Source organism: Paludisphaera borealis (genome assembly GCF_001956985.1).
Lineage (GTDB): Bacteria > Planctomycetota > Planctomycetia > Isosphaerales > Isosphaeraceae > Paludisphaera > Paludisphaera borealis.
On sequence record NZ_CP019082.1, the window covers coordinates 2,332,596 to 2,359,583 of the forward strand.

At 66.9% G+C, this 26,988-nt stretch carries 21 protein-coding genes; 6 read left to right on the top strand and 15 right to left on the bottom strand.

Annotated elements, in window-relative coordinates; genetic code table 11:
* Positions 1 to 96: 96 nt before the first annotated feature.
* Positions 97 to 1,116, bottom strand: a complete 1,020-nt coding sequence (locus BSF38_RS09035) for a TIGR01777 family oxidoreductase (RefSeq protein WP_076344914.1) — start codon at positions 1,114 to 1,116, stop codon at positions 97 to 99.
* A gap of 267 nt (positions 1,117 to 1,383) precedes the next feature.
* On the opposite strand from BSF38_RS09035, the gene olsI reads away from it, so the two are divergent.
* The 3 genes from olsI (at position 1,384) to olsH (ending at position 4,638) form a co-directional block, all read left to right on the top strand.
* The gene (olsI, locus tag BSF38_RS09040) at positions 1,384 to 2,283 is read left to right on the top strand and encodes an ornithine lipid biosynthesis O-acyltransferase OlsI (protein ID WP_083712810.1); all 900 of its coding nucleotides are present in this window, start codon (positions 1,384 to 1,386) and stop codon (positions 2,281 to 2,283) included.
* A 43-nt stretch (positions 2,284 to 2,326) separates the two neighbouring features.
* On the top strand, positions 2,327 to 2,902 hold the full coding sequence (gene olsG, locus BSF38_RS09045; RefSeq protein ID WP_076344916.1) for an ornithine lipid N-methyltransferase: 576 nt from the start codon (positions 2,327 to 2,329) through the stop codon (positions 2,900 to 2,902).
* A 107-nt stretch (positions 2,903 to 3,009) separates the two neighbouring features.
* Complete coding sequence (gene olsH, locus BSF38_RS09050) at positions 3,010 to 4,638, top strand: lyso-ornithine lipid synthetase OlsH (protein WP_076344918.1); 1,629 nt, start codon at positions 3,010 to 3,012, stop codon at positions 4,636 to 4,638.
* 26 nt (positions 4,639 to 4,664) lie between these two features.
* Here olsH and BSF38_RS09055 read toward each other — a convergent pair whose 3' ends face one another.
* Together BSF38_RS09055 and BSF38_RS09060 are read right to left on the bottom strand one after the other, a co-directional pair.
* Positions 4,665 to 4,916 (bottom strand): ornithine lipid biosynthesis acyl carrier protein, encoded by a 252-nt coding sequence (locus BSF38_RS09055; protein ID WP_076344920.1) that lies wholly within the window; start codon positions 4,914 to 4,916, stop codon positions 4,665 to 4,667.
* 57 nt (positions 4,917 to 4,973) lie between these two features.
* Complete coding sequence (locus BSF38_RS09060; protein WP_076344922.1) at positions 4,974 to 6,554, bottom strand: alkaline phosphatase family protein; 1,581 nt, start codon at positions 6,552 to 6,554, stop codon at positions 4,974 to 4,976.
* 277 nt (positions 6,555 to 6,831) lie between these two features.
* On the opposite strand from BSF38_RS09060, the gene BSF38_RS09065 reads away from it, so the two are divergent.
* On the top strand, positions 6,832 to 7,578 hold the full coding sequence (locus BSF38_RS09065; protein ID WP_076344924.1) for a polysaccharide biosynthesis/export family protein: 747 nt from the start codon (positions 6,832 to 6,834) through the stop codon (positions 7,576 to 7,578).
* Positions 7,579 to 7,643: 65 nt separating this feature from the next.
* Here BSF38_RS09065 and BSF38_RS09070 read toward each other — a convergent pair whose 3' ends face one another.
* Positions 7,644 to 9,020, bottom strand: a complete 1,377-nt coding sequence (locus BSF38_RS09070) for a purine-cytosine permease family protein (protein ID WP_076344926.1) — start codon at positions 9,018 to 9,020, stop codon at positions 7,644 to 7,646.
* A gap of 138 nt (positions 9,021 to 9,158) precedes the next feature.
* Entirely contained in the window at positions 9,159 to 9,860 is a 702-nt protein-coding gene (locus BSF38_RS32595; protein ID WP_076350708.1) for a VIT1/CCC1 transporter family protein, read from the bottom strand.
* Between the two features lie 536 nt (positions 9,861 to 10,396).
* Here BSF38_RS32595 and BSF38_RS30630 point away from each other — a divergent pair.
* Positions 10,397 to 11,869 carry a hypothetical protein gene (locus BSF38_RS30630; protein ID WP_076344928.1) on the top strand — a complete coding sequence of 491 codons (1,473 nt, stop codon included), beginning with the start codon at positions 10,397 to 10,399 and terminating at the stop codon, positions 11,867 to 11,869.
* A complete protein-coding gene (locus BSF38_RS09085) occupies positions 11,869 to 13,215 on the top strand; it encodes an MFS transporter (RefSeq protein WP_076344930.1) in 1,347 nt (448 codons plus the stop codon). Before BSF38_RS30630 ends, BSF38_RS09085 begins: the two co-directional genes overlap by 1 nt.
* Positions 13,216 to 13,332: 117 nt before the next feature.
* Here the strand turns inward: BSF38_RS09085 and BSF38_RS09090 are convergent, their stop codons facing one another.
* From BSF38_RS09090 to BSF38_RS09135, 10 genes are all read right to left on the bottom strand, one after another.
* The gene (locus BSF38_RS09090) at positions 13,333 to 13,638 is read right to left on the bottom strand and encodes a ferredoxin family protein (protein ID WP_076344932.1); all 306 of its coding nucleotides are present in this window, start codon (positions 13,636 to 13,638) and stop codon (positions 13,333 to 13,335) included.
* A 158-nt stretch (positions 13,639 to 13,796) separates the two neighbouring features.
* On the bottom strand, positions 13,797 to 14,381 hold the full coding sequence (locus BSF38_RS09095; RefSeq protein ID WP_076344934.1) for a peptidylprolyl isomerase: 585 nt from the start codon (positions 14,379 to 14,381) through the stop codon (positions 13,797 to 13,799).
* A gap of 181 nt (positions 14,382 to 14,562) precedes the next feature.
* Positions 14,563 to 15,312 (bottom strand): class I SAM-dependent methyltransferase, encoded by a 750-nt coding sequence (locus BSF38_RS09100; protein ID WP_076344936.1) that lies wholly within the window; start codon positions 15,310 to 15,312, stop codon positions 14,563 to 14,565.
* Positions 15,313 to 15,508: 196 nt separating this feature from the next.
* On the bottom strand, positions 15,509 to 20,158 hold the full coding sequence (locus tag BSF38_RS09105; RefSeq protein ID WP_076344938.1) for a tetratricopeptide repeat protein: 4,650 nt from the start codon (positions 20,156 to 20,158) through the stop codon (positions 15,509 to 15,511).
* Between the two features lie 306 nt (positions 20,159 to 20,464).
* Entirely contained in the window at positions 20,465 to 21,826 is a 1,362-nt protein-coding gene (locus BSF38_RS09110; protein WP_083712811.1) for an NTP/NDP exchange transporter, read from the bottom strand.
* A gap of 130 nt (positions 21,827 to 21,956) precedes the next feature.
* Positions 21,957 to 23,000: a YihY/virulence factor BrkB family protein gene (locus BSF38_RS09115; protein ID WP_168189351.1), complete on the bottom strand. Its 1,044-nt coding sequence runs from the start codon at positions 22,998 to 23,000 to the stop codon at positions 21,957 to 21,959.
* A 114-nt stretch (positions 23,001 to 23,114) separates the two neighbouring features.
* On the bottom strand, positions 23,115 to 24,182 hold the full coding sequence (locus tag BSF38_RS09120) for a thioredoxin family protein (RefSeq protein WP_076344942.1): 1,068 nt from the start codon (positions 24,180 to 24,182) through the stop codon (positions 23,115 to 23,117).
* A 319-nt stretch (positions 24,183 to 24,501) separates the two neighbouring features.
* A complete protein-coding gene (locus BSF38_RS09125) occupies positions 24,502 to 25,266 on the bottom strand; it encodes a hypothetical protein (protein ID WP_076344944.1) in 765 nt (254 codons plus the stop codon).
* 60 nt (positions 25,267 to 25,326) lie between these two features.
* Positions 25,327 to 26,400, bottom strand: coding sequence for a flotillin-like protein FloA (floA, locus tag BSF38_RS09130; RefSeq protein WP_083712814.1), 1,074 nt, complete (start codon positions 26,398 to 26,400; stop codon positions 25,327 to 25,329).
* A complete protein-coding gene (locus BSF38_RS09135) occupies positions 26,397 to 26,975 on the bottom strand; it encodes an NfeD family protein (protein WP_076344946.1) in 579 nt (192 codons plus the stop codon). The genes floA and BSF38_RS09135 overlap by 4 nt, the downstream gene beginning before the upstream one ends.
* Between the last annotated feature and the right edge of the window lie 13 nt (positions 26,976 to 26,988).

Genomic DNA, 26,988 nt, shown 5'->3' on the forward strand with positions numbered 1-26,988 from the left:
GGCGCCCCTGCCCACCGTCAAATAGGTCCGAATACGAACCGTCATGACGCGGTGGAGACACCCGACCTCATGAAAATGGACTCGCGGACCGGGTTCTCAGTGATGCGAACCGGCGCGCGACGCGGTCGGCGCGGGGGGGATCGGTTGCGGCACCGGGCGGGGCTTGAAGACGTCCTGGAGCGCCTCGGCCAAGTCGGGGTGCTGGAAGTGGTAGCCCAGGGCGAGCGCCTTCGTGGGGAGGACCTTCTGGCCCTTGGCGATCACGTCGGCGACCTCTCCGAGCATCAGGCGCAAGAGCGGGTCGGGAGGGCCGATCGGGACGAAGAACCGCCAGGGGGTGTAGGGCTTGCGGAGCGTCTTGGAGAGCGCCCGGGAGAAGTCGGCGTTGCGGGCGGGGTCGGGGGCGGTGCCGTTGATCGGGCCGGTGGCGGCGGGGTTGTCGAGGGCGAGTTGAAAGATCCCGGCGATGTCGTCGATGTGGATCCAGCTCATCCACTGCTGGCCGGTGGCCGGGCCCATCCCGCCGCCGCCGCCGACCGGTGCTCCAGCGAACTTGAAGATCGGAGTCATGACCTTCAGGGCCCCCTCGCCGGGGGCGAGGACGACGCCCGTCCGGATGATCGCCCGACGCACGCCGAGGGCCTCGACGGAAGCCGAGGCTTCTTCCCACTCGCGGCAGACGGAGGCCAGGAAGTCCGACCCCGAGGGCGACGTCTCGTCGAGCTCCTCGTCGCCGTGCGGCCCATAGAAGCCGATGGCCGATCCCTGGACGAGCACCTGGGGTCGGCTGCGGGCCGACGCGATGGCCGCCGCCACGTGCTCCGAGCCGTAGACCCGGCTGTCGCGGATCTTCCGCTTCACCTGCGCGCTCCAGCGCTCGGCGAACAGGTTGTGGCCGGCCAGATTGACCACCGCGTCGCAGCCGTCGACGGCCTCCTGCCAGCGCCCGGGAACGCCGACGTCCCCCTGGACGACCTCGTACTCGCGCGACTCGCGCTTCCGCCGCAGCAGGTCGGAATGGCGAGAGACCACGACCGGACGACCGCCCGCTTTCAGAACGCGCTGGACCAGGTGACGACCGATGAGCCCGGAGCCGCCCGTGATCAATACCCGCATGACCGTCCCCCGTTGGTTGCGTCGACCGTTGTCTTGTATCAACCATCTTTTAAGGCGAGTCCCGGCGCGTCAAGGAGCCAGCCGGCCCGCCGTCGTGTTTCGAAGTCGTGTTGGAGCGGTGAATTCGACGTGAACGCTTGTCACCACGTGTTGGCCGAGGAAGGAGATCTTGTTAGGCTTCGAAGGGTCAGAGATCGCTCAAGCGATCACCACGCCGGATCAGCTTTTTCGCCCCGGCGCACGATGCTCGAGGAGTCGCCGCGAACCATGCCTCCCAGCGTTCCCAGATGGATGGATTTGCCTCGCCTGCTTCCCAGCTACAAGCGACGCGAGCCGCTGATCCTGGTCAACGGCCTGGCGGAGCAGCCGGAAAGCTGGTTTGCGAACCGAGCGCCGCTGGCGCGCCATTTCGACGTCAAGGTCCCCGAGATCCTGGTCTACGACGGCGATGCACTCCACGAGCGGATCGAGTCGGGCGAGGACGTGACGGTCGACTATCTGGCCGACCGGCTGGCGGTGTTTCTCGACCAGTTCGTCCAGCGGGCGCCCTACCATCTCGTCGCGTCGAGCCTCGGCTGCCAGGTCGTCTTGACGTACGCGGTGCGGAATCCCGAGAAGGTCGCCAAGCTCGCGCTGATCTGCCCGTCCGGCTTCTACGGCGACGAGAGCCTGCCGACGATGGAAGGCGTGAAGCGAAGCCAGTACGACACTCTGGTCAAGTCGGTCTTCCATCAGGGCCGGTTCGCCAGCGACGGCCTGGTCAAGGCGTTCGAGCGGAAGTTCCAGAACCGCAAGTGGAAGAAGGGGGTGCTGCGAACTCTGCGCGGAACTGTGGGCCACTCGGTGAACCACCTCCTGCCCCGCGTCACCCCGCCGTCGCTCGTGATCTGGGGCGCGGACGACCAGGTGCTTTCCGACGTCGCCGGCTCGATCCGTGCGGCGAGGCAGATGGCCGACGTCCGCCAAGTCGTGATCCCGCGATGCGGCCACGCCCCTCAGATCGAGAAAGCCCGATTGGTCAACCAACTGGTCAGCCGCTACCTCCGCGACAAGCTCAAGAACATCCCCCCGGACCTCGACCCCGAATGGTTCCTCGAAAACCGCAACCCGCCCCGACTTCGGACCAAGTTCGCCCTGCCTTCCCCCCTGCTCCGCGCGTTTTCCTGAGCTTCGAACCCATCGCCGACGACGGATTCCACCTGGATCGACCATGAGCGATTTCACCCTGTTTCTGAGCAAGTTCCTCAAGCACGGCACGGCCATCGCCAGCCTGGCGCCGAGCAGCCGATGGCTGTCGCGCGCCACGGTCGGCAACATCGACTGGAGCCGTCCCGGCGTCGTCGTCGAGCTGGGCGCCGGGACCGGACCGATCACCCGCGAGCTGGCGGCCCGCGCAGGCGAGCAGACCCAACTGCTGGTCGTCGAGCGCGACCCCGATTTCGTGAAGATCCTCCGCCAACGGTACAGCGGCCGACCGAACCTGGAGGTGATCGAGGGAGACGTCCGCGACCTGGCCGGCATGCTCGCCGACCGGAAGATCGCCCAGGTCGACCATATCGTGTCGGGATTGCCCGTGCCGTCGTTCACCAAGGACCTTCAGCAGAGTCTGTTTCGCAACGTCCGCGACGTCCTCAAGCCCGATGGGACGTACAACCAGATCACCGAGATGCCGCTGGTCTACTGGAACTTCTATCGCCGGTTCTTCGACGACGTGCGATTCGTCTTCGAGCCCCGCAACTTCCCCCCCGCCGGCGCGTACTTCTGCCGAGGCGTGAAAGATGCTTGAGTCCGATTACAAGCTCGAAGCGCCAGCGAGTGAATGATCCGGACGGCCGATCGGAAATTCACTCGCTGGCGCTTCGAACATATATTCCAAACAGATGCCGAGAGCACATGAACCTCGCCGCCGCCACCACCGATCCGGAGCCCGTCGCCTGGACCACGCGCGTCGCCGGCGCGCGCGCGACGCGGCGGCTGGTGAACGCGGGGTTTCATGTGCATGCGAGGCACCGCATGAATCGGCTCGCGGCGATGGACGCCGTCGAGGTGCAAGAACGGACGCTGCGCAACCTTGTAGCCCGGGCGTGCCAGACCCGGTTTGGACGGGATCATGGTTTCGCCGAGATCGCGACAGTCGACGACTTTCAGCGGCGCGTGCCTGTGCGAACCTACGAGACGCTCTGGGACGACTACCTTCGATCGAGCTACCCGGTCTTCGACGACCTGACCTGGCCGGGGCGCATCCCCTACCTGGCTCTGACCAGCGGCACGACCCAGGGCGCCACCAAGTACATCCCGGTCTCGCGCGAGATGGTCCGGTCGAACCGCAAGGCGGCGCAGACGATGGTGGCGGCCCACCTGACGGCCAGGCCCGACTCGCGGCTGTTCGAGGGGCGAATGTTCTTCCTCGGCGGAACTACCCAGCTCGAAGACCCCGCCCCGGGCGTGCGGCAGGGGGACCTCAGCGGGATCGCGGCGATCGAGCTGTCATCGCTGCTCCGCCCCTACACCTTCCCTCCCCTTGACCTGGCGCTCGAATCGGACTGGGACCGCAAGCTCGCCCTGCTGGCCGAACGGAGCCTGAGCGAGCCGATCACACTGGTCAGCGGCGTGCCGAGCTGGCTGCTTATGCTGTTCCAGCGGGTGCTCGAACTCAGCGGCAAGTCGACGATCGGCGAGGTCTGGCCGATGCTCGAAATGGTCGTCCACGGCGGCGTTAAGTTCGACCCCTACGTGCAGGCGTTCCGCGACGTCGTGGGCCGTTCGGACGTCCGGCTTCAGGAGACGTACCCCTGCTCCGAGGGCTTCATCGCCTATGGCGACCCCCAGACCGGGCTCCTCCGTTTGCTCGTCGATCACGGGATCTTCTACGAGTTCGTCCCCGTATCCGAGTACAACCCAACCGCCGCGCCGAAGGCCCGACGCTGGCTGGGCGACGTGGAGACGGGCGTCGACTATGTCATCGTCGTTTCGACATGCGCGGGGATGTGGGCGCATGTGATCGGCGATACGATCCGGTTCGAGTCGCTGGACCCGCCGCTGATCCGGTTCACCGGCCGGACCAAGTACACGCTGTCGGCCTTCGGCGAACACCTGATCAACGAGGAGATCGAGGCCGCGATCGCCGCCGCCGCGTCCGAGACCCGAACCTCGGTGCGCGACTGGCACGTCGGCCCTGTGTTCACGGGCTCGCTCGGGCATCATCAATACGTAATGGAATTCAACAGCCGCGCCGAGGAACCCGCCCGGTTTCGAGACCTGCTCGACCAGGATCTGCTTCGGCGAAACGCCGACTATGCGGCCCACCGGGTCGCGGGGGTCGGCATGCCGGCCCCGGGACTGATCCTCACGCGCCCGGGGGCGTTCGAAGCCTGGATGCGCCGGCGCGGCAAGCTCGGCGGCCAGAACAAGGTCCCGAGGATGGACGGATCGGGAGCCCTGACCCGCGACCTCGTCGCCTTCATCCGCGAGGCGGACCTGGTCGAAGCCGAGGCGAGCCCGGGCGAGACGTCCGACTCATAGTACCGCTGGTTGAGATCACAAAAAGTCTACGCGGCCTTCTTCTCGGCGACGAGTTCGGCGATCTGGCGGATCGAGTCGAGGTGTTCGACGCCCGCTTCGTGGGCCTCGACGGTGATCCCGAAGTGCTCCTCAAGGAACACGACCAGCTTCAGGGTCGTGATCGAATCGAGGATTCCGCCGGTGATGAGCGGGGTGCTCGCGGTCAGCTCGGCCGGATCTTCGCCGGGGAGGAATTCGTTCAGGATGAAGCTGTGGACGTCTTTCTCGATCGCTTCCATATCAACCTCGAATCAGTTTATACGAATCAGAATAACCAAACAGTCCGCGTACATGATTCAGACGAAGTCGGCGCTCGAGCCCACGACGTCAAGGCACGGGTCGCCGTCCATCGGGGCCGACGGCGCCAGCCCGCCATCGACGGGCGAGGAGACGGCGAAGGCTTCGTGGAGGACGCGCCCTTCCATGTGACGGGGCGCGTCGCATCCGAGCAGGGCCAGGGTGGTCGGGGCCAGGTCGTGCAGCTCGGCGGCGATCCGCGCGCCGGGGACGACGCCGGGGCCGTCGATGGCGACGACCCCTTCGGCCCAGTGGGTGGCAGGCAGCTCGTGGTCGGGGCGGAGGAGGGTGTTGCGATGGCGTTCGGACCATTTCGCCTGAGCCTGGTAGCCGTCGGCCGAGAGCGCGAAGATGTCTGGCATGGCGTGCTCGGCCGGGTCGACTCCGAACCGTTCGGCCGCCGCGAAGACGTCGGCGAACAGCCGGTCGCCGGTCTCCGGGTCGCGGGCGTCGGCCAGCAGCTCAACCAGTTCGGTCGCGGCCCGCTCGGCCTCGGCCCCCTGGACGGCGTCGGGGTTCAGGAAGATGTTGCCGCAGAGCTGGCCGTACGGGGCGAACGCGACCGTCCGCTTCCAGTCGCAGGAGATCTGCCCATCGACCGGCCGGGCCTTCGCCGGCGTGGTCCCGCCCGGCTGCCTGAGCGCGCGCCAGCGACGGAACCGCTCGGCCAGGCGGATCGCCCGGTAACGGAGCCGAGTGCCGTAGACATGGCTCCGCTGCAAACCGGCGGCGCGGAGCATGCCGTTCATGTTGACCAGCGATCGGCACGGCCCGAAGCCGTGATCCGAAGCCACGACGATCGCGGCGTCTCGCGCCGACGCCAGCTCCAGCAGGCGGCCGATGCCGTCGTCGAGGGCCCGCATGCAGCGCTCGACGGCCTCGTTCAGGCCGGGCTCGCGAAGGCCCGTCTCATCCACGTCGAAGTACGGCCACATACGATGCTGAAGGCTGTCGAGGTTGTGGAAGTGGACCATCAAGGTGGTCCAGTCGACCAGCCGGTCGGCCCGTTCGGCGGCCTCGGCCTGGGCGCGGAAGATCGCGCAGCAGCGATCGGCCTCGCGCCGGGCCTCGTCGGCGGTCGCCGCCCGCCGCTTCCAGACGAGCTTGTGCGTGTAGTCGGGAACTTCGGCCCGAAGCATCGCCTCGAACTCGGGGCACTGCGCGAAGGCGTGAGCCCGGTCGGGGGCGTCGGCCCCCGCGACGCAGAGGCCGCGGAACCGCGGCGCGGGGTAGGTCAGCGGCAGACCCAGGCTGACGACCGATCCGCCAAGCTCGCTGACTATCTCCCAGAGCGTCGGCACGCGGACGGTGCCGGCGTGGTGGTCGCGGATCGTTCCGTCCAAGGCCTCCAGGTAGTTGAAGTCGTGGATGCCGTGAACCAGCGGCGTGCAGCCGGTCGAGAACGAGGTCCAGGCGACCGGTGTGACCATCGGCTCGGTCGACCGCAGCGCGCCCGAGGCCGCGCGTCGCCAGAAGCCCGCGAGATTCGGCATCCATCCGCGCTCGAAGATGGGTCGGAGCACGGTCTGCGTGCCGCCGTCCAGCCCGATAAAGAGAACCCGCGATGCGAGCGATGACATGGGCAACCGCCTTGCGGCCCTCTCCGGCTCGGTTTCGATTCGGTGGATTCCTCCGCGGCGGTCGTCCGTGTCGATTCGAGGGACGAAACCGATCTTCGAGCCGGGCGGACACTAGCTTTTGTCCAATCTTTGGTCAATCTCGACTTTTCATTCAGCCCCGGTCGTTTTCTGCCGATTCCGGGAAGTAACGCCGCTCGTCTCTCGCAACCGAGATCCCTCGTGCGCCCCGGTGCGGCGCGGCTGGTTCCCGTTCTCGATCCTCTGAGGTCTCTGGCTCATGACTGCACGGATGCCGACAGTCGAGGCTCGCCGGTGCCGCAACGCGCTGCTCGCCGGGCTGTCGCTCGCCATGACGCTCACGGGACCGGGGTGCGCCTCGGGCCGGCAGCGGCGCGAGGTGGAACGCGTGCCGACGCGTGGGGTGGTCGACATCGAGCAGGCCCGCGAGCTCGACAAGACGACGATGCCGCGCTACGTGGTCGAGCCCCCCGACGAGCTGGACGTGACGGTCAAGCCGTCGCCGGCCGACTGGGGCATGCAGACTTTCGTCGTGCAGCAAGACGGCATCCTCGACCTCGGCCTTTACGGCGACGTCTACGTCGTGGGCTTGACCCTCGAACAGGTCGAGCAGCGGATCGCCCAGCAGCTCGCCGTCGAGGCCGCCCAACGGGGTCAAAAGGTCACCGAGCCGTTCCGCGTCTCGGCCAAGCTGAGCACCTCGCAGAGCAAGTTCTACTACGTGCTGGGGACCGTCACCACCCAGGGCCGGTTCCCGATCAAGGGGAACGAGACGGCGCTCGACGCGATCCTCCTGGCGGGCCTCAAGTCGAACAGCCTGCCCGAGAAGGCGTATCTCGTCCGCCCCCATGCGGTCGGCGGTCCCGACCAGGTCTTGCGGATCGACTACTGCGCCATCAAGGAACGCGGCGACACCGTCACGAACTACCAGCTCTTCCCCGGCGACCGCGTCGTCGTCCCCGGCACCAAGCCCCCCAGCCTGATCGCGACCCTGCTGGGCCGTTAACGCGAACGGGCCGGACGATTGATTCGCCCGGCCCGTCGTTTTGGCTCTAATCTCGCTCTGGTCGATCAGGCGTCGATCCGCTTGGGCATGTCGAGCACCGGGGTCTTGACGCCGATCTTGAAGCAGACGGCGTAGACCACGAAGCCCACCACGTAGGCGACGACCGGGGCGGCGGGCACGTCGGGGATGGCGTTGGCCAGGCTCTCGACCTTGTGCAGGTTCGGCATGACGCCGACGAAGAAACCGAGCGCCCAGGCGACCCAGCCGGCCGGGTTGAAGCCCGCGCGGGGCCCGCTCCAACGGCGGCCGTTGAGCAGGTAGTCGGCCGTCATCGCCCCGCAGATCGGGCCGAACGACGCGCCGATGATGCCGAAGACGCTCGGCAGGTCGCCCGCGTAACCCGTCACGGCAAGCGCGATGCTGACGATCGTCCCGATGCCCACTGAGACCAAAGGGTTGACCTTCGGCATGACCGTCTTAAAGCTGTTCGCGGCGATGAACGACGAGAAGCAGGCACCGGGGAATGAGGCCAGCGTCAGGCCGATCATGACGGCCTTGAAGAACCCGGGCGAAAGCTTCGTGGCCAGCGCGTCCGTCATGTTGACGACCGTACCGTCGATCGCTCCCGACGCCCGCGCCCCCGCGACGACGAGCACCGAGATCACGGCCGTCAGGACGATGGCCGCAAGGATGCCGACGTATCCACCCTTCTTCACATCGTCCCCGTCGCGGCTGTTGGTGCCGAAGTCGACCCCCGCCGCACCGGCCGTGGCGAAGAAGCCGACGATGTAAGTGACGATCAGCAGGATGGTCGTCATCGCGCCACCGGACGCAGCAGGCTCGGCTGTGGGCTTGTAGCTGAACGCCGAGCCCCCGAACAACACAAGCCCGATGATCAGGACGGCGAGCGGGATGATCGGCAAGAACGTCGCGACCTTGGCGACGTACTGGATGCCCTTCAGCCCAACGAACGCCGCGCCCACGGCCCATATGACGCAGAGGGCATAAAACATCCCGTCTCCGCCGCCGAAACTCTCCTTCAAGAACGTGGCCGATCCCCACGAGTTGACGCCGAGCCAGCCGAACTGCAAGGCCCCCATCAAGAAGCCGGGCATGATGAGGCCGCCGAGCGAGCCGAAGGTGGACGTCCCCACGACGTACAACGGGAGACCGGTCTTCATGCCGAGCAGGCCCGGCGCGAGGTAGAACAGGAAGTGGCAGATCAACGCCGCCACGACGATTCCGATGATGCTCGGCCAGAGACCGCCGGTGCTTAGACCGCTCGACGAGACCGAGTTCCAGAAGATGAACCAGAGGAACACTCCGGCGAACGTGGGTGCCGTGTTCGTATACCAGGGGGCGCGGTTGGCCGACGGGTTGGGCGTGGCGCTCGCGAGATAGTCCGGGAGTTGGCTCGGGGCCGCAGTCGTTTGTGTGCTCATGGCGTTCTTCTGGTCGTGGATCGTGGAGAGGCGTTTGCGGAAGGAACGATCGTGAAATAGACAACGTAAGCCGGGCAGTGTCAAGGGGCTACCCGCGTCCGGACGTCGGCCCCGAGGGCGCGGTTTCGAGGCGGCGAATCAGGAAAAGACCCGCGCGATCAAAAACGCCGCGCCGGCCGCGAGGCCGCCGATCAGGGTCGTCTGCAAGGCGCTCCGCAACGGCCGAGTCCCGGTGTACCGCCCCTTGACGAATCCGAAGACGAAGAGCGCCAGCAACGTCACCGTGATCGAGGCCAGAAGCGCCTGCCTCGTGACGTGCAGCAGCATGTAAGGCGAGAGCGGGATCAGGCCGCCGACGATGTAGGCCGTCGCGATCGTGAAGGCGCTCGAAAACGCGCGGCGGGGATCGGGTTCTTCCAGGCCCAGCTCGAACCGCATCATGAAATCGACCCAGGCCGCCGGGTGCTCGCGAAAGGCGTCGAGGATCGGCTCGATCTGGTACGTGTTCAGACCGTACGCCTCGAAGATCTCGGCGACCTCGCGTTCCTCCATGTCGGGGACGTTCTCGATCTCGCGCTGCTCGCGGATCTTCTCGCTAGCGAAGTGCTCGGCGTCGCTCCGCGCCGCGAGGTAGCCGCCAAGGCCCATGGCGATCGAGCCGGCGGCGACCTCGGCCAGCCCCGCGGTGACGATCAGGTTGTTGGCGAGCGAGGTTCCCGACAGACCGGCCGCCAGGGCGAATGGGACGGTCAAGCCGTCGGACACGCCGATCACGATGTCATGCACCAGGGCGCTCGCCGTGAAATGCCGCTCCTTGTGAACCGGCGGCGGTTCGAACAGGCTGGACACGTCCGCCTCCGATACGTCGAGTCCCGGTCCCTCGACTTCACCGCTGGCGATCCGGGCGTCGCGCTCGAACCAATTGTCGTGGTAGTAGTGGAGGCCCTTCTTCCAGGCGATGTAGCTCGCCGCGAGGTACGCCGGGATGAAGGCGATCCCCCACCGTTCCACCTGCCGGACGTGAGCCTGCTCGTGGTCGCGAAACAGGTCGAGGCAAAGGGCGTCGCGGCCGAGGATCACGTGGCCGAGGGTCATCGCCCCGAACCCGACCGCGCGGGCGAGCCAGGTGGCGAAACCGCCGTAGAACTCCAGCGCGCCGCTGCGGACCTGCCCGCGCCCGCCCGTGACGAGCGTCAGCAAGCCAGCCGCGAGCCCGACCAGCGTCGTCGGCGCGGCCCATGCGTATCGTGCGATTCGCGACGCCATGCTATCCGGCCTTTTCATTCTGTGATCTCCGGCCCCACCGCCAATCATGGTAAACTAACGCCCTTACGTGCGTCGTCCAAGACCATGCCATCGTTGGATTCCTGATCATCGTGACTTCCTCCCCAATCATCGAGCCGCTTTCCGCCGCGTTTCCACCGGTCGTCCAGTCGCAGATCGATCGACCGATCGTCCATAGACGGTCATGGCTGACGACGATCGCTCCCGCGTACCTCGGCGTCTTCGTCTGGGTTCCGTTCCTCGACCCGCTGGGGACCGTCGACCAGGGCTCGGCCGGCCTGCTGAGCCCGTTCCTTAGCGCGCTGCTCGCCCTGATCGCGGGCTATCTCTTGCTGTACGACAGGCCCGCGCGGCTCGGCTGGTCGAGCGGCGAGCGGCTGCCGGTGGTCGCTTCGGCGTCGCTGGGAACCGAGGGAGCGGAGTGGATCGCCGGAGTGCTCTTCGGTCTGTTCGGCCTCGTCTGGTGCGCCGTGTCGATCTACTTCTCGGTCAAGCTGATCCTGCTCGGCCTGATCTCGTGGAACCTGATCGACGCCGCCGGCGTCCTGCGCGGGAACTTCGGCGGCTTGCCCCTCGAAAGTCCGTTGTTCCTCGTCTGCGTGGCCTTCTGGACGTTCATCATCACGGCGGCCAACGGGCTGCGACTGGTGAGCGTGATCGCGGCCCTGTTGAAAGTCTACGCCCCCGTCGCGGCCTTGCTGCTGATTCTCGCCGCCGCCTGGGCCTGGGCGCACGTAGTCCCCGACGGGACGCTGACGAGCCGGCCGGCCACCGCCGCGCTGATCGAGCCGAGGATCTTCCAGCTCGTGTTCGGATACTTCGCGTTCGCCGGCCTGATAGGCGTGGAATGGGGGGCGGCGGTTCGCGAGCGCCGCGACGTCCGGATCGGCGGCTGGCTGGGAATCCTGGCGGCCGGGGCGGTGACGGTGCTTTCGGCCCTGGTTCTCGGCGCGAGCGATCCGGGCGTCTCGAAAATGGCTGGAGGCCTGGATTGGATCCCGGCGCGGGGCTCGTTTCAAGGAGCCCTGTTTCGAGGCATCGGCGCAACGGCCGGGGGCAAGGCGGCGGGCTTGCTGCTGCTCCTGTTCGGCGTCGCCGCCCTGGCGCCCGCCTGCTACGGATCGGCGATCTACACGTCGCGGTTCCGGGCTCATTGGCCGGTGTTGCAGAAACGGGCCGGCGTCTGTCTGGGCTGCGGATTGATCTTTGTGCTGGCCGCGACCGCTCTGGCGGCTCGGCTGGAAACGATCTTCACGATCAGCGGCGCCCTCTTCGCACCCGTGGCCGGTGTGATGACGGCCGAGTCGCTCTTGAGTCGCGGACGATGGACCGGAGTTCGGGCCGGCTGGCGACTGCCGGGGGTTTCGGCGTGGTCGCTGGGGGTCTTGATCGGACTCGCACCCGTGATGGAAGGTCTGACTGGTTCGACGCGGCTGGGATCGATTCAACCCGCCGCGCTGTACGCCTATCTGGCGGCCGCGATCGTTTACGGAGCGGCGAGCCTTCTCGGGCCGAACGCCCCTGCCGTCGCGATCGCTCGCGCCGAGAGGTCCGGGGACGCTTGATGACCGCCGCCGAATCTTCGCCCCGGGTGGTTCCGTCGCGACCGCGTCGCCCCAGCATGTTCGCCTCGCTTGCACAACGGGATTATCGCCTCTACTTCATGGGACAGGGCGTGAGCCTGATCGGCACCTGGCTCCAGGCCGCGGCCGTGCGCTGGTTGGTCTACGAGCAGACTCGATCGGAGTTTTTGCTGGGCGTCGTCGAGGTGGCCAACCTGATGCCCGGGCTGCTGATCGGGCTGTTCTCCGGCGCCGTCTCCGACCGCGTCGCGCCCCGGGCGATGATCGTGACGATGGAGTTCGGCCAGATGGCCTGCGCCTTCCTGCTGGCGGCGTTGGTCGGTCTGGGGATCGTGCAGTTCTGGCAGATGGTGGTGATTCTGGCGCTCGCGCGGATCTGCGTCTCATTCGAGCTGCCCAGCCGGCAGGTGTTCCTTTACGACCTGGTTGGAACCGAAAACCTGAGCAACGCGATCGCGCTCAACGCGGGGCTGTTCAACGCGACGCGGGTGATCGGCCCGGCGCTGGCTGGGCTGGGGATATCGGTCCTGGGCGCGGCGGGCTGTTTCACGGTCAACGCGGTGAGCTACCTCGCGGCGATCGCCGCGGTCTTCGCGATCCAGCCGACGGTTCGGCCGGACCGGGCCCGAGGCGGCAAGGGGGCGGCTTTCCACGACGTGCTGGCGGGACTGGCCTACCTTCGCGGCGAACCGCGATTGGTCCGACACCTGGCACTCATGGGCTTCTTCGGGCTGATGGGCATGGGGTACGAGTCGATGACGCCCGCCTACGCCCGGCGGGTCGTCGGCGCCGAGGTCGGCGGCTACAGCCTGATTCTCGCCTGCGGCGGCGCCGGTGCCACCGTCGGCGCGCTCACCGTCGCCCGACTTGGACATCGGCGGCACAAGGACCGCCTGGTCGTCGTCGGGCTCTTGATCTTCTCGACGTTTCTGCTGGCCGCATCGCTTTACCCGTACTGGGTGCCGCCGACCTGGCCGCACTACGGCCGGATCGCGGCCGCCGCCTGCTGCCTGCTGGGCGCGGGCTTCGGCGCGGCAATGTTCTACGCGTCGACCCAGACGCTGATCCAGCTCACGATCCCCGACCATCTGCGCGGCCGGATCATGGGGGTCTGGATGGTGATCTTCTCGGGCACGGTGCCGATCGGGGCGCTCTGGACGGGGCGTGCGGCGAGCATCTGGGGAGTCACGCGCGTGATGAGCGTCTCGGCCGTCGTCTGCATCGCGGTCGGCCTTTTTCTCCGATGGTCGGGCGTCCTGGCCGAAGCGCCGAAGCAGGCGGCACGCGCGGAGACCGAGCCGTCGAGCACGCCGACTGCCAGCGATTGAGCCCCGGCCGCCCCCGGCGGGAGCCGAACGCCAACAAAAAAACCCCGGAAAGAGCTCCGGGGTTGATGACGGTCGGCCTGGTGCCGGCCCAATTCGATCAAGACGCTCGCGCTGCGCTCAGCCCTTCTTGCGGCTCTGGTCGCACGACTCGGTCTCGAGGGCGTCTTTCTTCTCGTTGATGACCGGGCAGGTCGGGGTCATCTCGGCGTTGAGAGCCGTGAAATCCTTCCATTCGTCGGGCAAGTTGTCTTCGTGGAAGATCGCCTCGACGGGGCATTCGGGAACGCATGCTTCGCAGTCGATGCACTCATCAGGACTGATGTAGAGCATCTGCGCGCCTTCGTAGAAGCAGTCGACGGGGCAGACGACCACGCAATCCGTGTACTTGCAGTCGAAGCAAGGCTCGGCGACGACGTGAGCCATACGTGACTCCTAAAGACGGAACAAGGCTGGGAAAGGCTTGCGCAAATCAGGGAGGAACCGGCCTGAAGGGCGTAACCCGGCAAATCGCAATCTTAGATGCGATTTCAGCCGGGGTCAAGACGCCGGCACGCCCTTTGCCCAGCCTGCCGCGGCGAATGTCACTTCTTCACGCGGGTCGCACTCTTGATGTAGATCGGCTTGACCGGCACGTCACCGTGAGGGCCTTTGGTCGTCGTCTCGACCTTGGCGATGGCGTCGACCACGTCCAAGCCGTCGATCACCTTGCCGAAGACCGCGTAGCCGCCGCCCGCTCTGTCGAGGTTCGCGTTGTCGGCGTGATTGATGAAGAACTGGCTGGTGGCCGAATTGGGATTGTTGGTGCGCGCCATGGCGATGGTCCCGCGCTTGTTGGAGAGGCCGTTGCCGGACTCGTTCTTGATCGGCGCTCGCTGGCCCTCGTGCTTCTCCACGATCTTGTCGGACATGCCGCCGGTCTGGATCATGAAACCGGGGATTACGCGGTGGAAGACCAGGTTGTCGTAGAACCCGTCGTCAACATACTTGAGGAAGTTCTCGACCGTGATCGGCGCCTTCTCCGGATCGAGCTCCAGAGTGATCTTGCCGAGTGTGGTCTCGAGGACCACTTGCGGCTTGTCGGCGGCCTCGGCGAAGGTCGGCGTGCCGAAGGCCAGGCAGGCTCCGAATCCCAGAATCAGCCCGCAAAACTTCCTGGTCGAAATCATGGCGCGTCCTGATGACATGGCGTCTCAAGCTCCAGAGACATTCTGATGACGACGCCGAGGCGGGAACGCATCGGTTCTTCGCCCGGCGTCATTGAAATCCATTCAGACAACGTAGCACGACCGATCGTCGCTGTCGAGAAAGGTCGAGCGCTCGCGTCACCAACCCGCCGGCCGCCCGCTATCAGTGGTCGCGCTGGCAGGTGAAGGCGTCCTGGTGATTGTCCCAGGCGTGCTCGGCGTGCTGGACGAGACGGAGGCCGTCGACCGCTCGAATCCGGTCGACGACCCAGTCGGCCCGGGAGATCGACGTGCCGTAGTAGCTGTTGTGGCCCGTGTAGTGGACGTGGCCGAACCCCGCCTGCTCGTAGAGGCGGGCCAACTCTTCGAGCCCGCGCTCGTCGTGCCCGTAGTGGAACGCCTTGGTCGACATGTACTCGTAGGCGAGGCGGCCGTGGGTCGTGAAGATCAGCACGCCGCCCGGCTTGAGGGCCGACCGGAATGCGGTCAAGAACCGGTTCCACATGTCGGCGTCGAGATGCGTAAACAATGAGCCGACCCAGACGAGGTCGTAGTAGTCGCGCCGGACCGGGATCTCCTCGGGCTCGTCGCGCGAGTAGACCGGCACGGCGTCGAACGTCTCGGCGCAGAAGTCGACTCCCTCGCGGCTGGTGTCGCACGCGGTGATCTCGGCGTCGGGGAAGCCCTGCCGAAGGTAGCGGATCACCCGCCCCTGACCGCAAGGGAGGTCGAGAATCGTCTTCACGTCGAACGGCGCCGCAGCGATGGTCGTCTTGCCCGCGGCGCGAAGCCCTTCGTGAACGCAGTCAAGCGCCGATTGGCCGACGCGGAAGTAATGCTGAAGGCCGGCGAAATCCATCCGCTCGTGCGGAGAGAGGGTTTCGATCAGCTTGTTTTCGGCGACGAGACTCATCCTGAGCGCTCCTGATCCTGGTTCAGAGGAACGCCGCGAACGGACGCCGCGGCGCGAGTCGAATCCACGAGATCGGGAGCCACGATAGCGAAACGCGCCTTTGCGTCCAGCCCGGAATGAGAGCGGGGCGGCGCCGCGAAGATCGCAGCGCCGCCCCGTTTGATCGTATCCAGAGCCGGCCGTCCGGCTCGCCTTGTTACCGCGAACCGGCGTCGCTGATCTGCTGCACCAAGCGAACGGCGTCGTCGGCCATGACCGGGCTGAGCTGTTCGCGGCCGGCGATGGCCTTGGCCAGGTGGTCCTTGGCGCGGCCGGTGCGGGTTTTGTCGGCGGCGATCAGCTTGCCGTAGTGGTAGTGGAGCACGGCGAGGTCGGGCGACCGCTTCAGCCCTTCCTGGTACGACTGCTCGGCGTCGGTGGTCCGGCCGACGGCTTCCTGGATGGCACCCATCGTGTCGTAGAACTCGCCGGGCAACGCGGTGGGATTGACCCGCTTCAAGAGCGCCTGGGCCAGTTCAAGGGCCTGCTGGCTCTGGCCGAGCGAGCTGTGCATGACCCACGCCTTGTTGTTGACGGCCTCGATCGAGTTCGGCTGCGCCTTGAGCACCAGGTCGTACTGCTGCACGGCGCGCTCGAAGTAGGGACGTGCCTTGGCCGGCTCGGGCTGGCTCTCGGCGAGCGAGAGGAGCAAGTCGCCGAGGTTCAGGTGCGCGACGGGCGAATCGAGCATGGTCGCGGCCTTCTCCGACCACGGCAGCGCCAGTTCGAGGCGGCGGGCCTTGTGATAGCCGACTCCGACGGCCAGGATCAGCGACCCCTTCTTGTCGCGCTCGCCGATCTCGGCGGCCAACTTTTTGGCCTCGTCGAGTCCCACCGACCGGGCCCCGGGGCTCGCCGGGTCGGGCTCGGACAGGAGCTGGACGTACTGGGCCAGGGCGGCGCCGTCGTTCGGGTTCGCGGTCAGGTCCCGCTTGAGGATGGCGATCGCGGCGGGGCGTCGATTCCGCTTCATCTCGATCTCGGCGATCGTCTGGTACGCTTCGAGGAACCGAGGCTCGATGGCGATGACGGCTTCGAGCTGGGTCACGGCCTTGGCCCGCGCGGCCTCCCGCTGGGCGTCGCTGGAGCCGGAGGCGTCGAGCGCCCGGGCCTGGAGCAGCCGAGCCTGAAGCGCGTCGGCGTCGAGCTGGTCCTTCTTGGCGTTGATGACGTATTCCGCCTGCTGGAGAGCCTGGTCGACGTCGCCGAGCTTGAGCGAGGTCTTGCCCAGCCAGACCCGGACGTCGAGCCGTCGGGGCTCCCGCTCGACCGCTTCGGCGTACGCCTTGGCGACGTCGCGAGGACGATTCATCATGGAGAACAACCGGCCTCGCAAGAGCGGCCCCATCGACGAGTTCTTGGCCGCCTTGTCGATCTCCTCGGTGACTCCGAGGGCCCGGGTGTAGTCGCCGCCCCGCGCGGCCTGGTCGCACTCGGCCTGGAGAAACGTGAGGTTCAACGGGTACTTGGCTCGGAACTCGCGGATCAGGTTCGCCGACTTCTCCTCGGCCGCGCGGGTCCGGTCGGCGTCGCCCGAGGCCGCGGCGTGTGCCGCGGACAGCGACGCGACCTCGACCAGGGCCGCCGACACGTTGACGTCGTCGGGGAATTCCGTGGCCAGTTCGCGGAGCAGCTTCTCGGCGCCCTCGAAGTTCTTCTGGTCGCGGTAGACGTCGATCAGCATGCGCCGATACGGCCCCTTGGGCTCGTCCTTGGCCTTCGACTCGACGAACGCGAGGGCTTGCTTGGAGTCGCCGGCCTTCGAGAGCACCAGGTACTTGGCCTGCACGAGCTGCAACGAATTGGGCTGCGTGGCGAGCCCTTCGTCGATGATCTTGAGGGCGCGCTCCGAGGCGGTCCCTTCAGGAGGCGTCTCGTTGACGACGGCCGACAGCATCAGGTAGAGGACTTCCGGCGCCTTTTGCTCGGGCGTGTTCGAGAGGTCGATCGCCCTCCGGAGCACGGTCGACGACAGGTCGTACTGCTTCGCTTTGAGGTGGATGAACGCCCGGGTGACGACCGCCGCCGGGTGGGCCGGGTTGACCTTGAGCACGTAGTCGAGCTGGGCGAGCGCGGCTTCGTCTTCCTTGTGCTGGCGGTAGAGGTTGGCGCCGCGAACCCGCTCCTCGTCCGAGGCGAGCTGCTTCGTGTCGTTGAGAATCAGGGCCAGCTCGCGCTTGGCGATCGGCCATTGCCCCTTGGCGACGTAGGCGGTGATCAACTGCCAGCGGTCGCCCCGGGTCAGGGTGCCGGTCTCGCTGCTCTTCTTCAGTTCCTCGTAGCGGCGGATCGCGTCGTCGACGTTGCCGTTTTTGAGCGACAGGCTCGCCAGGGCCGACTGCGCGGCGGTCAGCAGGGTGACGCCGGAATCGACCTCCTTGCTCGGGCGGTCGCGGACGATGTTCTCAAGCGCCTTGGAGGCTTCGGCCACCGATCCGGTGCTGCCGTCGAGCTGGGCCTTCCAGAACTGGACGATCTTGTTTTCGGGGTCCTTCTTGAGGGCCTCGTTGAAATGCCCGATCGCTCCAGTGACGTCGCCCCGCTTCAGCGAGAGCTGCCCTTCCAGGACGTCGCCCGTCGCCCCTTCCTTCCACCGCGCCTTGACTTTGGCGACCACGGCGGCCGCGGCGTCGAGGTCGCGGTCCATTTCAAGAAGAGCGAGCTGCACCATCGGCGACGAGCTGTCAGTCCGCTCGGCGAGTTCGGTGAGGAGCTTGCGGGCATCTTCGGGACGCTTCAACGGCTCGGCGGCGAGCAACTGGGCCCGCATCATGCCGAGGTTGATGTTGTCGGGGTGCTTGGTCAGGTAGTCAGCCAGGGTCTTCTCGGCGTCGTCCGCCTTGCCGTCCTTCGCCTTGAGCGCGGCGTCGAGGCCGACCAGCTCGGCCGACTCGGGGAACTTGGCCCGCGCGTCGACGACCAGCTTGCGAGCCTCGTCCTTCTTGCCCTGCTGTTCGAGGACGAGCACGGCGAGGTTCTCGGCGGCGGGGTCGCCCTTGCCCTGCTTGCGGACCTGTTCGATCTTCGCCATGGCGTCGTCGAACTTGCCGAGCTGGACGTCGATCTGGGCCAGGCGGAGCGCCGCGCCGGAGTCGGCGTTCTTGCCCATCGCCGTGACCTTCTCGAATTCCTTGGCCGCCCGTTCGAGGTCGCCGGGGCCGCGACGAGCCTGGTACAGCTCGCCGCTGAGCTGGTGCAGCACCACCTTCATGTCGGCCGGGATCGTGCCCTGGGCGAGCTGGCTGAAGAGGGATTCAATGATCGGAGCGGCTTCCTCGGGGTAGCCGGCCTGAAGGATCGTCCAGGCGGCCCAGAACTGGTACTGGGGGTCGAGGTTCGCCATCCGCAACGCGCTCTGGAGGTACTGTCGGCCGAGCGCTTGCTCCTGGTTGAGGACCAGGGCGACGCCGTATCGCGCCTGGGCTTCGGCGAGGTCTGGAAGCTGGCTCGCGGCCGCTTTCAGGTGGCCGAGCGCGCTGGCTCGCAGCTTGTGCTGGACCGTGGCTTCGGCTTCGTTCTTCTCGCCGGTCTTCGTGATCGTGCGGACCAGGCCCGAGCGATCGAGGTCGACGGCTCCCTGGAACAGGTGGCCGAGCCCCTGATAACGCGGCTCGGTCGAGGCGATCAGGGCCTGAAGATGCGGGGCGGCCTTATCGAACCGCGACGGGTCGTCGGCCTTGACCAGCGCCATTTCGGACGCGACGACGTGCAAGCCCATGGCGATCTGCGTTGAGCTGGGGCGCGAGGCCATCGGCAGGGCCAAGGCCTCGTCGACGACCTGGAGGCAGCGGTCGCGCTGCTGCCGGAACCGCAGGTGGTCGGCGTAGGTCAAGAACATCTGGAAGTCCACGTGGTCGCCCGCCTGTCGGCTCTTCTGGAAGATCGACGCGAGCTGCGTCTCGATGGTCTCGACCAGCGGGTCGACCGCTTCGCCCTTGCCGGCGGCGCGAGCCTGGCGGATCAGGTCGCGCTGGGCCTGTTCAAGCAGGAAGCTCAGCCGCGTGACCCGCTGCGAGCCGACCTCGGCCGCGGCGAGGATGCGGTCGGAGATCGCGAGCATGCTCTTGACCTGCTCAGCGCGTTCTGCGGGGACGGTCCGGGTCTGGACGTCGAGGGCCGTGAGGCGGAGCTTGGCCATCAGGTCGGTCGGTTCGGCGTCGGCCGGCAGTTCGAGCTTGCGGCCGGCGGCCAGCGCGGCGTTGCGCCCCGCTTCATCGCCGGTCGCTTCGGCGAGACGGGCCTGAACCAAGAGCCGGCGCACTTCCGGAGCCTTGCCCTCTTCAAGCGTCTTGAGCTGCCGCTTGACCTCGGGGATGTTCGGCGACCGCGATTCGAGGGCCTCGAAGGCCAGCACGAAGTTCGAGTCGAGGTTGGTCGGGTCGAGCTTGACGACCTCGCGAGCCCAGTAGACCGCGTCTTGCGAGCCGTCCTCGGCCATGGCGAGTCCGAGGAGCCGCATCCGCGGCGACTTGGCGGTCTTGTCGTGATTGACCGCCTTGACCAGATGGTCGAGCCGCTGCGTCCGGCAGAAATCGCGCCGGTCGGCCGTGGCCGTTTCGGCCATCGCCTCGTACAGCTCGGCGAACTCCTCGTGGATCGGGGCGCTCTTGGGTTCGAGCTGAAGGGCCTGCTGGAAATAGATCTCGGCGTCGGCGAGCCGACCCGCGTCGCGGGCGGTCCGAGCTTGCTTGAGCACGCTCTGGGACGACCGAGGCGACAGCGTGAACGTGATCGCGACCACCCCGACGAGGGCGACCACGAGGAAGAGTCCCGAAAGAATCAACAGGGGCTTCCAACGAACGGTCATCGGGCTATTCTCCTTCAGCTCGAAATACCGGGCCGAACACCGAGGAGTCGTCCACGACGGCGAACCTTCCCGGTTCGCGACATGGCCTCGCGCTGAACGGCGATGATGATTGTCAGAGGAGATCGAAGTCACTGTGCGTTCGACGACGCGGGAACAGCCAAAAGGACAAGGTGGCAAGCAAGGTGCGAGGCTGTTGGAGTGGGGAAGGCGATGCCGTCCGCCTGATACCTCTTCGAGGTCGCAATCCCTTGCTGCTGAATCCGTGCATCTCGGCACCGCACAAAATAGGGCTTATTCGCTCCGAGATCAAGCCGAATAATTCCGCTCGCGATTGCATGCGACGCGACGCTTCATGGCCCTCCCCAGACCGAGGCTCAGCGCGATCCAGACGATCGAGAGCGCGACGACCGCCGTCGGCGCGGCCCGCGACATCCCCGGCGCGGCGGCCAGCAAACCGTACGCCCACGCGCCCGCGGCGTCGCCGGCGCGGTAGACCGCCGTGTCGATCAGCCCCTTGGCCCGCATCAACTCCCTGGACGGGACGACCGTGTAAAAGACCTCGCGACTGGGGCGCGCCACGGCGTAGTCCATCGCCCGCCTCGCCACCTGGAACCACTGAACCGTCGCGACCGTCGGCCGCTGGCTCAGCGCGATCATTCCCACCAGGGTCACAGCCGGCAGCATCGCCGCCGCGCCGCCGACGCCGAGCTTCTTCAAGATCCAGGCCGTGAGCACGACCTGCATGACGAGGCCGAGGACGTTGACCAGCAGATCGATCCGGGCGAAGAGCGCCGTGCGGACGGCCGGATCGTGGATCGATGCTTCCACGATCCGCGCCTGCTCCAGATAAACGAATGCCGACGTCGTGGTGAACAGGAGCGTCCAGAGCCCGAGGCAGGCGAGGTAAAGCCCTCCGCGAACCTGCGGCCGCGAAGACGACGCTTCCGTCTCGGGATCGACGTCCGGTCGGGAGAGACGCGTCGTCGCCGTCGTGCGACGCCCCGCGCGGAGGCCGATATCCAGGAACACGACGGCCGGCAGCATCAAGGGGGACGGCCCCGCATACCGGCCGAGCACGCCCGCCAAGGCTGAACCGGCGATCGCGCCGAGCGTGCCCCCCGCCGCGATCAGGCCGAAGAGCCGGTGCGCCTGGTCGCTGGTGAATCGCCCCGCGAGCGAGCCCCAGGCCAGGGAGACGATCAGCAAGTTCGTGACGCTCGCCCAGACGAAGAACAGTCGGGCCGTCCAGGCGAAACCCTCGGCGGGGACGAGCTGAAAGGCCCCGAAGAACGCCAGCAACATGACCTGCTGCGCCCGCAGGATCGGTCCCAAACTGCTCCTCCCGGCGCGCCGGCCGAGCCATGCCGAGAGCAAGGGCCAGACCAGCAGCATCGCGGCCAGCGTGCCCGCGAACAACGCGGGAAGATGCTTCGGCCCGCCGGCGACCCCCATCTCGTCGCGGATCGGCCGGATCAGGTAATTGGCCGCCAGCAGGCTGAAGACGAACAGCCCCGCCCGCCCGAGAGTCTCAAGCTCGTCGTCGCGCACGTTGGCGATCGCCCGCAACCCCCCGAGAGGCCGCCGCGAGTTGGGTCGAGTCCAGTCGTCGCGGTTCGATTCTCGGGTCGCCTCATCCCATGCGCGGTCGGCTTCCGGGTCTAAATTCACGACTTCGCCGCGCGCTCCTTTCCCTCGATCTCGCAGTCCAGACGTCGTCATCTTACCGCAAAGGACCGGTGGCGAACGAGCGTCCCGACGCGTTGCGTCTCAAAGGCGGGCGGATGGCGAGCAACGGTCGTCAGTCGCCGGCCGTCTTGTCGTCGGTCTTCTGGTCGCGACGGCGGTCGGCGCGGGCCTGGAAGAAGGCGGGCAGCCAGAATGTCGACCGAGGCCGGCTCGAACGCGGTGCGTCGGACGTTCCCCGGACGGCCCGGGCGCGCGTCCCGGCGCTCTCGCGGCGTTGGCCGTAGTCTTTGCCGAACGGCGATGCGTCTTCGATGACCTTGTTGAACTCGGCGACCGCCAGCAGCTCGACGCTGCACAGCCACATCCAGCTCGTCAGCACGACGACGCCGGCCAGCGAGCCGTACGTCGCGCCGTAGTTGCCCCAGCGCTGGACGTAAAACCGGAATAGGAAGCTCACGCACACCAGAACGAGTGCGCCGAGGAGGCTGCCGGGCGTGATCCACTCCCACCGCTGGTCGGCGTCAGGAGCGAAGTACATCGCGGCGGCGAAGCTGATCAGCACCATGACGAACACGGTGAACGCGTGGATCGCGGTGACGAGAAACGCCGTCATGACGTCGAGCTTCAACCAGCCCAGAATCTGCGGCCAGAGCAGCGTGCTGGCGAGCACCGCGATCAGGATCACGGCCTCGGCGAGCGTCATGACGACCGCGATCAGCCGCTGCTTCCAGTAGGGTCGGGTCTCCTCGACCCCCATGATCCGGTTCATTGAATCCATCACCGCGACGAACAGGCTGGAATTCAACCAGAGCAAGGCGATCGTGCCGAACGAGAGCAGACCGGTCGACGGCCGCTGGCGGATGTTCTGAAGCTCGGTCGCCAGCATCTCGGCCGCCTCGGCCGGCAAGAGCATGCCGAGCGGCTGAACCGGGTCGATCGCCTGTCCGTGAGTGAGCCAGGGCAAGAGGTACGCGGCGAGCAGGAAAACCAGAGCCAGAAACGGCACGAGGGCGGCGATCGCGTAAAACGTGATCGCCGCGGCGCGGGTCATGATCTCGTGTTCATTGATCTTGACCCACGTTCGCCGCAACGCTTCTCTGAGCGTCAGCCCGCCGAGGTTCATCGCCGAGAACAGCCGTCGTCTCGATGCATCCATAACGTGGCTGACCGCCTCTCGTGGATCGTGCCCGACCTCGCCGCCGAAGCGAGTCGACGGTGCAAATCGGATGCCGGAGCGGACGCGAACCATGCTCCAGCCGGCCGACGAGCCTCAACGGCGGGTGGAATTCGACGGGGCCAAGGCCAGGTAGGCGTCGCGGTGGCTCGTGTCGGGGAACCAGTAGCGGCGGCCCTCTTGAGTCAGACTGTATCGGGGGTCGCCGCGGACGAACTCGCCGCTCTCGACGAGGCAGTGCGGGCAGAAGCCCTTCTCGGCCACCCCCACCGCGGCGTAGCGAGCGGGTTCTTGAAGGAACCGCTGGCGCTCGGCCTTCGACGCGCACAGGTAGAGCCGTCCCTGAAAGAGAACGCCGAAGCGAGGATCGCCCGCCGCCGACTTGTTCTCGTCAAGCTGCTTCACGGGACAGAGGCCGTCGTTGACGGGGACGTAACGCTCGGGGTCGCGGCGGAACCGATTGAACGTGACCAGATTGGCGAACTGGTACAACCGGCCTTGATGCGTCACGGTATACTCGGCCTGGCCGTGGATCAACCGCTTGTCGGCGACGAGGCTGACCGGGCAGTAACCCGAGAGCGCCGCTTTGGTCTCCTTCTTGATCGGCCTGGGCGGCCCGTAATCGGCCGCCGCGTCGGCGGGTTTCGACGAGTCGCGGTCCGGGATCTTGGGGCGAGAAGCCAGGAGCGTCGGATTGTTCGCGGGCTTGGGCTCGCGGAGCGAGATCGCGTGGCGAAGGAACCCGTTGAGTTCCTCGGGGCCGAGATACCCCTGGTGGACTTCGAGAACCTGGCGCGACGGGTCGACGATCACGCTGGCGGGGAGTCCCGAGAGCCCGAAGCCGACCGCCAGCTCCGCGTTGACGTCGGACTGGAGCTTGACCGACACGAAGCCGGTTCGAGCCTGTTCGCGAATCGTCGGCTGCGTGAACGAGTCTTGCTCCATGCGGGCGCAGTTCGGACACCAGGGGCCGGTGAACTGAATCCAGAGCAGTTGATCGCGTTCCTTGGCTTCCGCCAGGGCCGAGCCGTAGTCGTCGCGCCAGGCGATGGCGTCGTCGGTCGGTTCAGAAGCGGCCGGCGCGCTCGCCAGCAAGCTCAACGCGGCGAGCGCTGCGAATACGCCGGGGACCACCCGGCGCATCCGGCGACGATGGAGCGTCATCGTGCATCTCCTCATCAATCGGGGGTTCGCTTGATGTCGTGATCGAGTGTTCGTCCGAGAATCGGACACACTCCATCCGTGGAGATGCCACCCTGGCGTATCGAGCGGTGCCATGCCATTGGCGTTGAGCTTGGACGATTTCCCGTCCACGCAGGGTATCGACGTCCCCGTGAGCCGACTTCAGGCGATTCGGCCGAAGATCCTCGGTCGGAGACGAGAGGGGCCGTGAATCGCTCAGACTCGTTGAAGGCGCGCGAATCCCGACGACCGCGAGAACGACGAGAATCGGCCGACGCCGAGTCGTCGCGGCGGTCGCGGCTCAACGGCTGCGCAGCCGCCGCCGCACGCTGACCGGCGGCTGGAGGATCTCGGCGAGCACGATGGTTTCGCGCAGTTTAGTCGGAGTGCCGAGCATCTCCTTGATATCGCGCGCCTGGAGCAGCGGCCCTGCCGACGAGCGCTCAAGCCCCAGGTCGCGAGCGGGCGCGCTGCTGCTGATCATGGACGCGGACAGGGGCGTCAAATTCGACGTCAGCGGCGCGGTGTCGAGCGGTCGGCCGCGGCTCAGCGACATCGACCGGCCCACCTGGTCGGAAAGCGCGCGACGCGTTTCGGGCTCGGCCTGAGTCGGGCGAGCCGGCGCCGCGGTGCGACGCCCGCGACCGGCCTTCCGCGATTGCGTACCGCGCTGGGGCTTCGGCCCGCCACGGGCGGCGACGGCCGCGGCCGCCGCGTTGCGAATCGGCGCCGACATGATCCGGCGATTGGTGACCGGATCGACGAAGACGACCTCGTCGTCCATGACGTAGACGTTGGCGTCGTTGAGGTTCGCCGCGAGTCGCGGCTCGCTTTCCGGAGGAGCGCCCGGCGTCCGGAAGGCCAGATCGCGCGAGGCCGCCCCCTGAAGCGTCCCTTCCGCCAGCCCTCGTTCGCCCCCCGGCCCCTGTCCTGGGCCGGGCCGGGCACCCGGGCGCACCGGTCGTGGGGGCAAGGGCTGGGTTTCGCGATTCAGCAGCGACGTGAGCGCCCAGATCGCCAGGAACGTCAGCGGCACGATGAACTGGAACAGGATTTCAAGTCTCATGAGCGTTGATCCCTGGATGCAAGCCGGGGCGAGGCGAGGCGGTCGGCGGGCCGTCGACGGTTACTGCTGGGCGCCGGAGGCCTCGCGGCGGACGTTGCCGGCGTCGGCGATCGAGTTCCGCATCTCCGTGTCCGCCTGGATGTTGCGCAGATTGTAATACTCGTTGATCCCGAGGTTGCCCTTCCGGAAGGCCTCGGCGATGGCCAGCGGAATCTCGGCCTCGGCCGCGACGACCTTGGCCCGGTTCTCTTGCACTGCGGCCATCTGCTCTTGCTCCTGGGCCACCGCGAACGCCCGCCGCTCCTCGGCCTTCGCCCGGGCGACGCGGGTGTCGGCCTCGGCCTGGAGGGCCTGAAGGTTGGCGCCGATGTTGTCGCCCACGTCGATGTCGGCGATGTCGATCGAGAGGATCTCGTACGCGGTTCCGGCGTCGAGACCCTTTTCCAGTACGCGCTTGGAGATCGAGTCGGGCTTGCCGAGCACCTGCAGGTGAGTCTCCGCCGAGCCGATGGCGTTGACGATGCCCTCGCCGACGCGGGCGATGATGGTCTCGTCGGTGGCGCCGCCGACCAACCGGTCGAGGTTGGTCCGCACCGTGACCTTCGCCTTCACCTTCAACTGAATGCCGTTGCGGGCGACGCCGTCGATCGTCGGCCGCCCCTGGGCCGGGTCGGGACAGGGAATGACCTTGGGATTGACGCTCGTCTGCACAGCTTCGAGCACGTTACGACCGGCCAGGTCGATCGCGGCGGCGCGCTTGTACGAGAGCGGGATGTCGGCCCGGTTGGCCGCGATCAACGCCCGGACCACGTTGGGCACGTTGCCGCCGGCCAGATAGTGCGCTTCGAGCGACCGCGTCGTAAGACCGTCCTTCTCCGAGAGACCCGCCTGGTACGCCATGATCTTCGACCGGACGATGATATTCGGATTTACCTTCCTGAACGACATCCCCACCAGATCCATGATGCTGACGTTGGCGTGGGTCAGGAACGCCTGAATCCAGAGGTTGAAATATTTGGTTATGAAAATTCCGCCCAGCAGCGCGATCACGCCGACCGTGATGATCCCCAGCCAGAACAGCGTCGACATCGGAATCTGGGGGGGAGGCGCCTGCGCTATAAGCGTGAAAATCATGGAGAATCCTCAATGAGAGAAGCGATGTGTTCGGTGGGAGCAGCGGCCGACGCACGCGTCCCGAGCTGGGACGAGTCGACGTCGGCCGGTCGTCGTAAAGCCCGGACGACCAGTTGCCCGGAGCGTGATCGCACGACCCGCACCAGCGCGCCTTCCGGGATGAAGCCTTCTTCGGCCAACCCGTCGTAGCGCCGGCCTTCGATCTCGACGTGTCCGCTCGGGCGCAAGGGCGACAGCGCCCGGCCCTCGCAGCCGACGACGAGCGGAAGGTTCAATTCAGGATGGGAGACGCCGATCTCGTCAGGCGCGGGGGGCTTGAGAAAGAACTTGCGCGACATCGGCGAGTGCGTCCAGAGCCAGAACGCCAGCATCGCCGTCATCGGGACCGCCGCGCAATCGACGACCAGGAAGACGGCGCCGAGACGCGTCGAGTACTGGAATGCGTGCCACAGGCTGAGGCCCACGCAGAACAGCGCGCTGAAGCCGATGAAACCGCCCGACGGCACGAAAACTTCGACGATCAAGAGCAACAGCCCGATGACGAGGAAGGCGATCGGCCAGAACAACATGGTCATGACGCCCCCTCCC

What these genes read in the sequence shown, in the direction of transcription:
- BSF38_RS09105 (WP_076344938.1), bottom strand. Translation starts at nt 20,158, where the DNA reads ATGACCGTTCGTTGGAAGCCCCTGTTGATTCTTTCGGGACTCTTCCTC.
- BSF38_RS09100 (WP_076344936.1), bottom strand. Translation starts at nt 15,312, where the DNA reads ATGAGTCTCGTCGCCGAAAACAAGCTGATCGAAACCCTCTCTCCGCAC.
- BSF38_RS09055 (WP_076344920.1), bottom strand. Translation starts at nt 4,916, where the DNA reads ATGGAAGCGATCGAGAAAGACGTCCACAGCTTCATCCTGAACGAATTC.
- BSF38_RS09095 (WP_076344934.1), bottom strand. Translation starts at nt 14,381, where the DNA reads ATGATTTCGACCAGGAAGTTTTGCGGGCTGATTCTGGGATTCGGAGCC.
- olsI (WP_083712810.1), top strand. Translation starts at nt 1,384, where the DNA reads ATGCCTCCCAGCGTTCCCAGATGGATGGATTTGCCTCGCCTGCTTCCC.
- BSF38_RS09120 (WP_076344942.1), bottom strand. Translation starts at nt 24,182, where the DNA reads ATGACGCTCCATCGTCGCCGGATGCGCCGGGTGGTCCCCGGCGTATTC.
- BSF38_RS09115 (WP_168189351.1), bottom strand. Translation starts at nt 23,000, where the DNA reads ATGGATGCATCGAGACGACGGCTGTTCTCGGCGATGAACCTCGGCGGG.
- BSF38_RS09065 (WP_076344924.1), top strand. Translation starts at nt 6,832, where the DNA reads ATGACTGCACGGATGCCGACAGTCGAGGCTCGCCGGTGCCGCAACGCG.
- BSF38_RS09125 (WP_076344944.1), bottom strand. Translation starts at nt 25,266, where the DNA reads ATGAGACTTGAAATCCTGTTCCAGTTCATCGTGCCGCTGACGTTCCTG.
- BSF38_RS09060 (WP_076344922.1), bottom strand. Translation starts at nt 6,554, where the DNA reads ATGTCATCGCTCGCATCGCGGGTTCTCTTTATCGGGCTGGACGGCGGC.
- olsG (WP_076344916.1), top strand. Translation starts at nt 2,327, where the DNA reads ATGAGCGATTTCACCCTGTTTCTGAGCAAGTTCCTCAAGCACGGCACG.
- BSF38_RS09135 (WP_076344946.1), bottom strand. Translation starts at nt 26,975, where the DNA reads ATGACCATGTTGTTCTGGCCGATCGCCTTCCTCGTCATCGGGCTGTTG.
- floA (WP_083712814.1), bottom strand. Translation starts at nt 26,400, where the DNA reads ATGATTTTCACGCTTATAGCGCAGGCGCCTCCCCCCCAGATTCCGATG.
- BSF38_RS09035 (WP_076344914.1), bottom strand. Translation starts at nt 1,116, where the DNA reads ATGCGGGTATTGATCACGGGCGGCTCCGGGCTCATCGGTCGTCACCTG.
- olsH (WP_076344918.1), top strand. Translation starts at nt 3,010, where the DNA reads ATGAACCTCGCCGCCGCCACCACCGATCCGGAGCCCGTCGCCTGGACC.
- BSF38_RS09070 (WP_076344926.1), bottom strand. Translation starts at nt 9,020, where the DNA reads ATGAGCACACAAACGACTGCGGCCCCGAGCCAACTCCCGGACTATCTC.
- BSF38_RS09090 (WP_076344932.1), bottom strand. Translation starts at nt 13,638, where the DNA reads ATGGCTCACGTCGTCGCCGAGCCTTGCTTCGACTGCAAGTACACGGAT.
- BSF38_RS09085 (WP_076344930.1), top strand. Translation starts at nt 11,869, where the DNA reads ATGACCGCCGCCGAATCTTCGCCCCGGGTGGTTCCGTCGCGACCGCGT.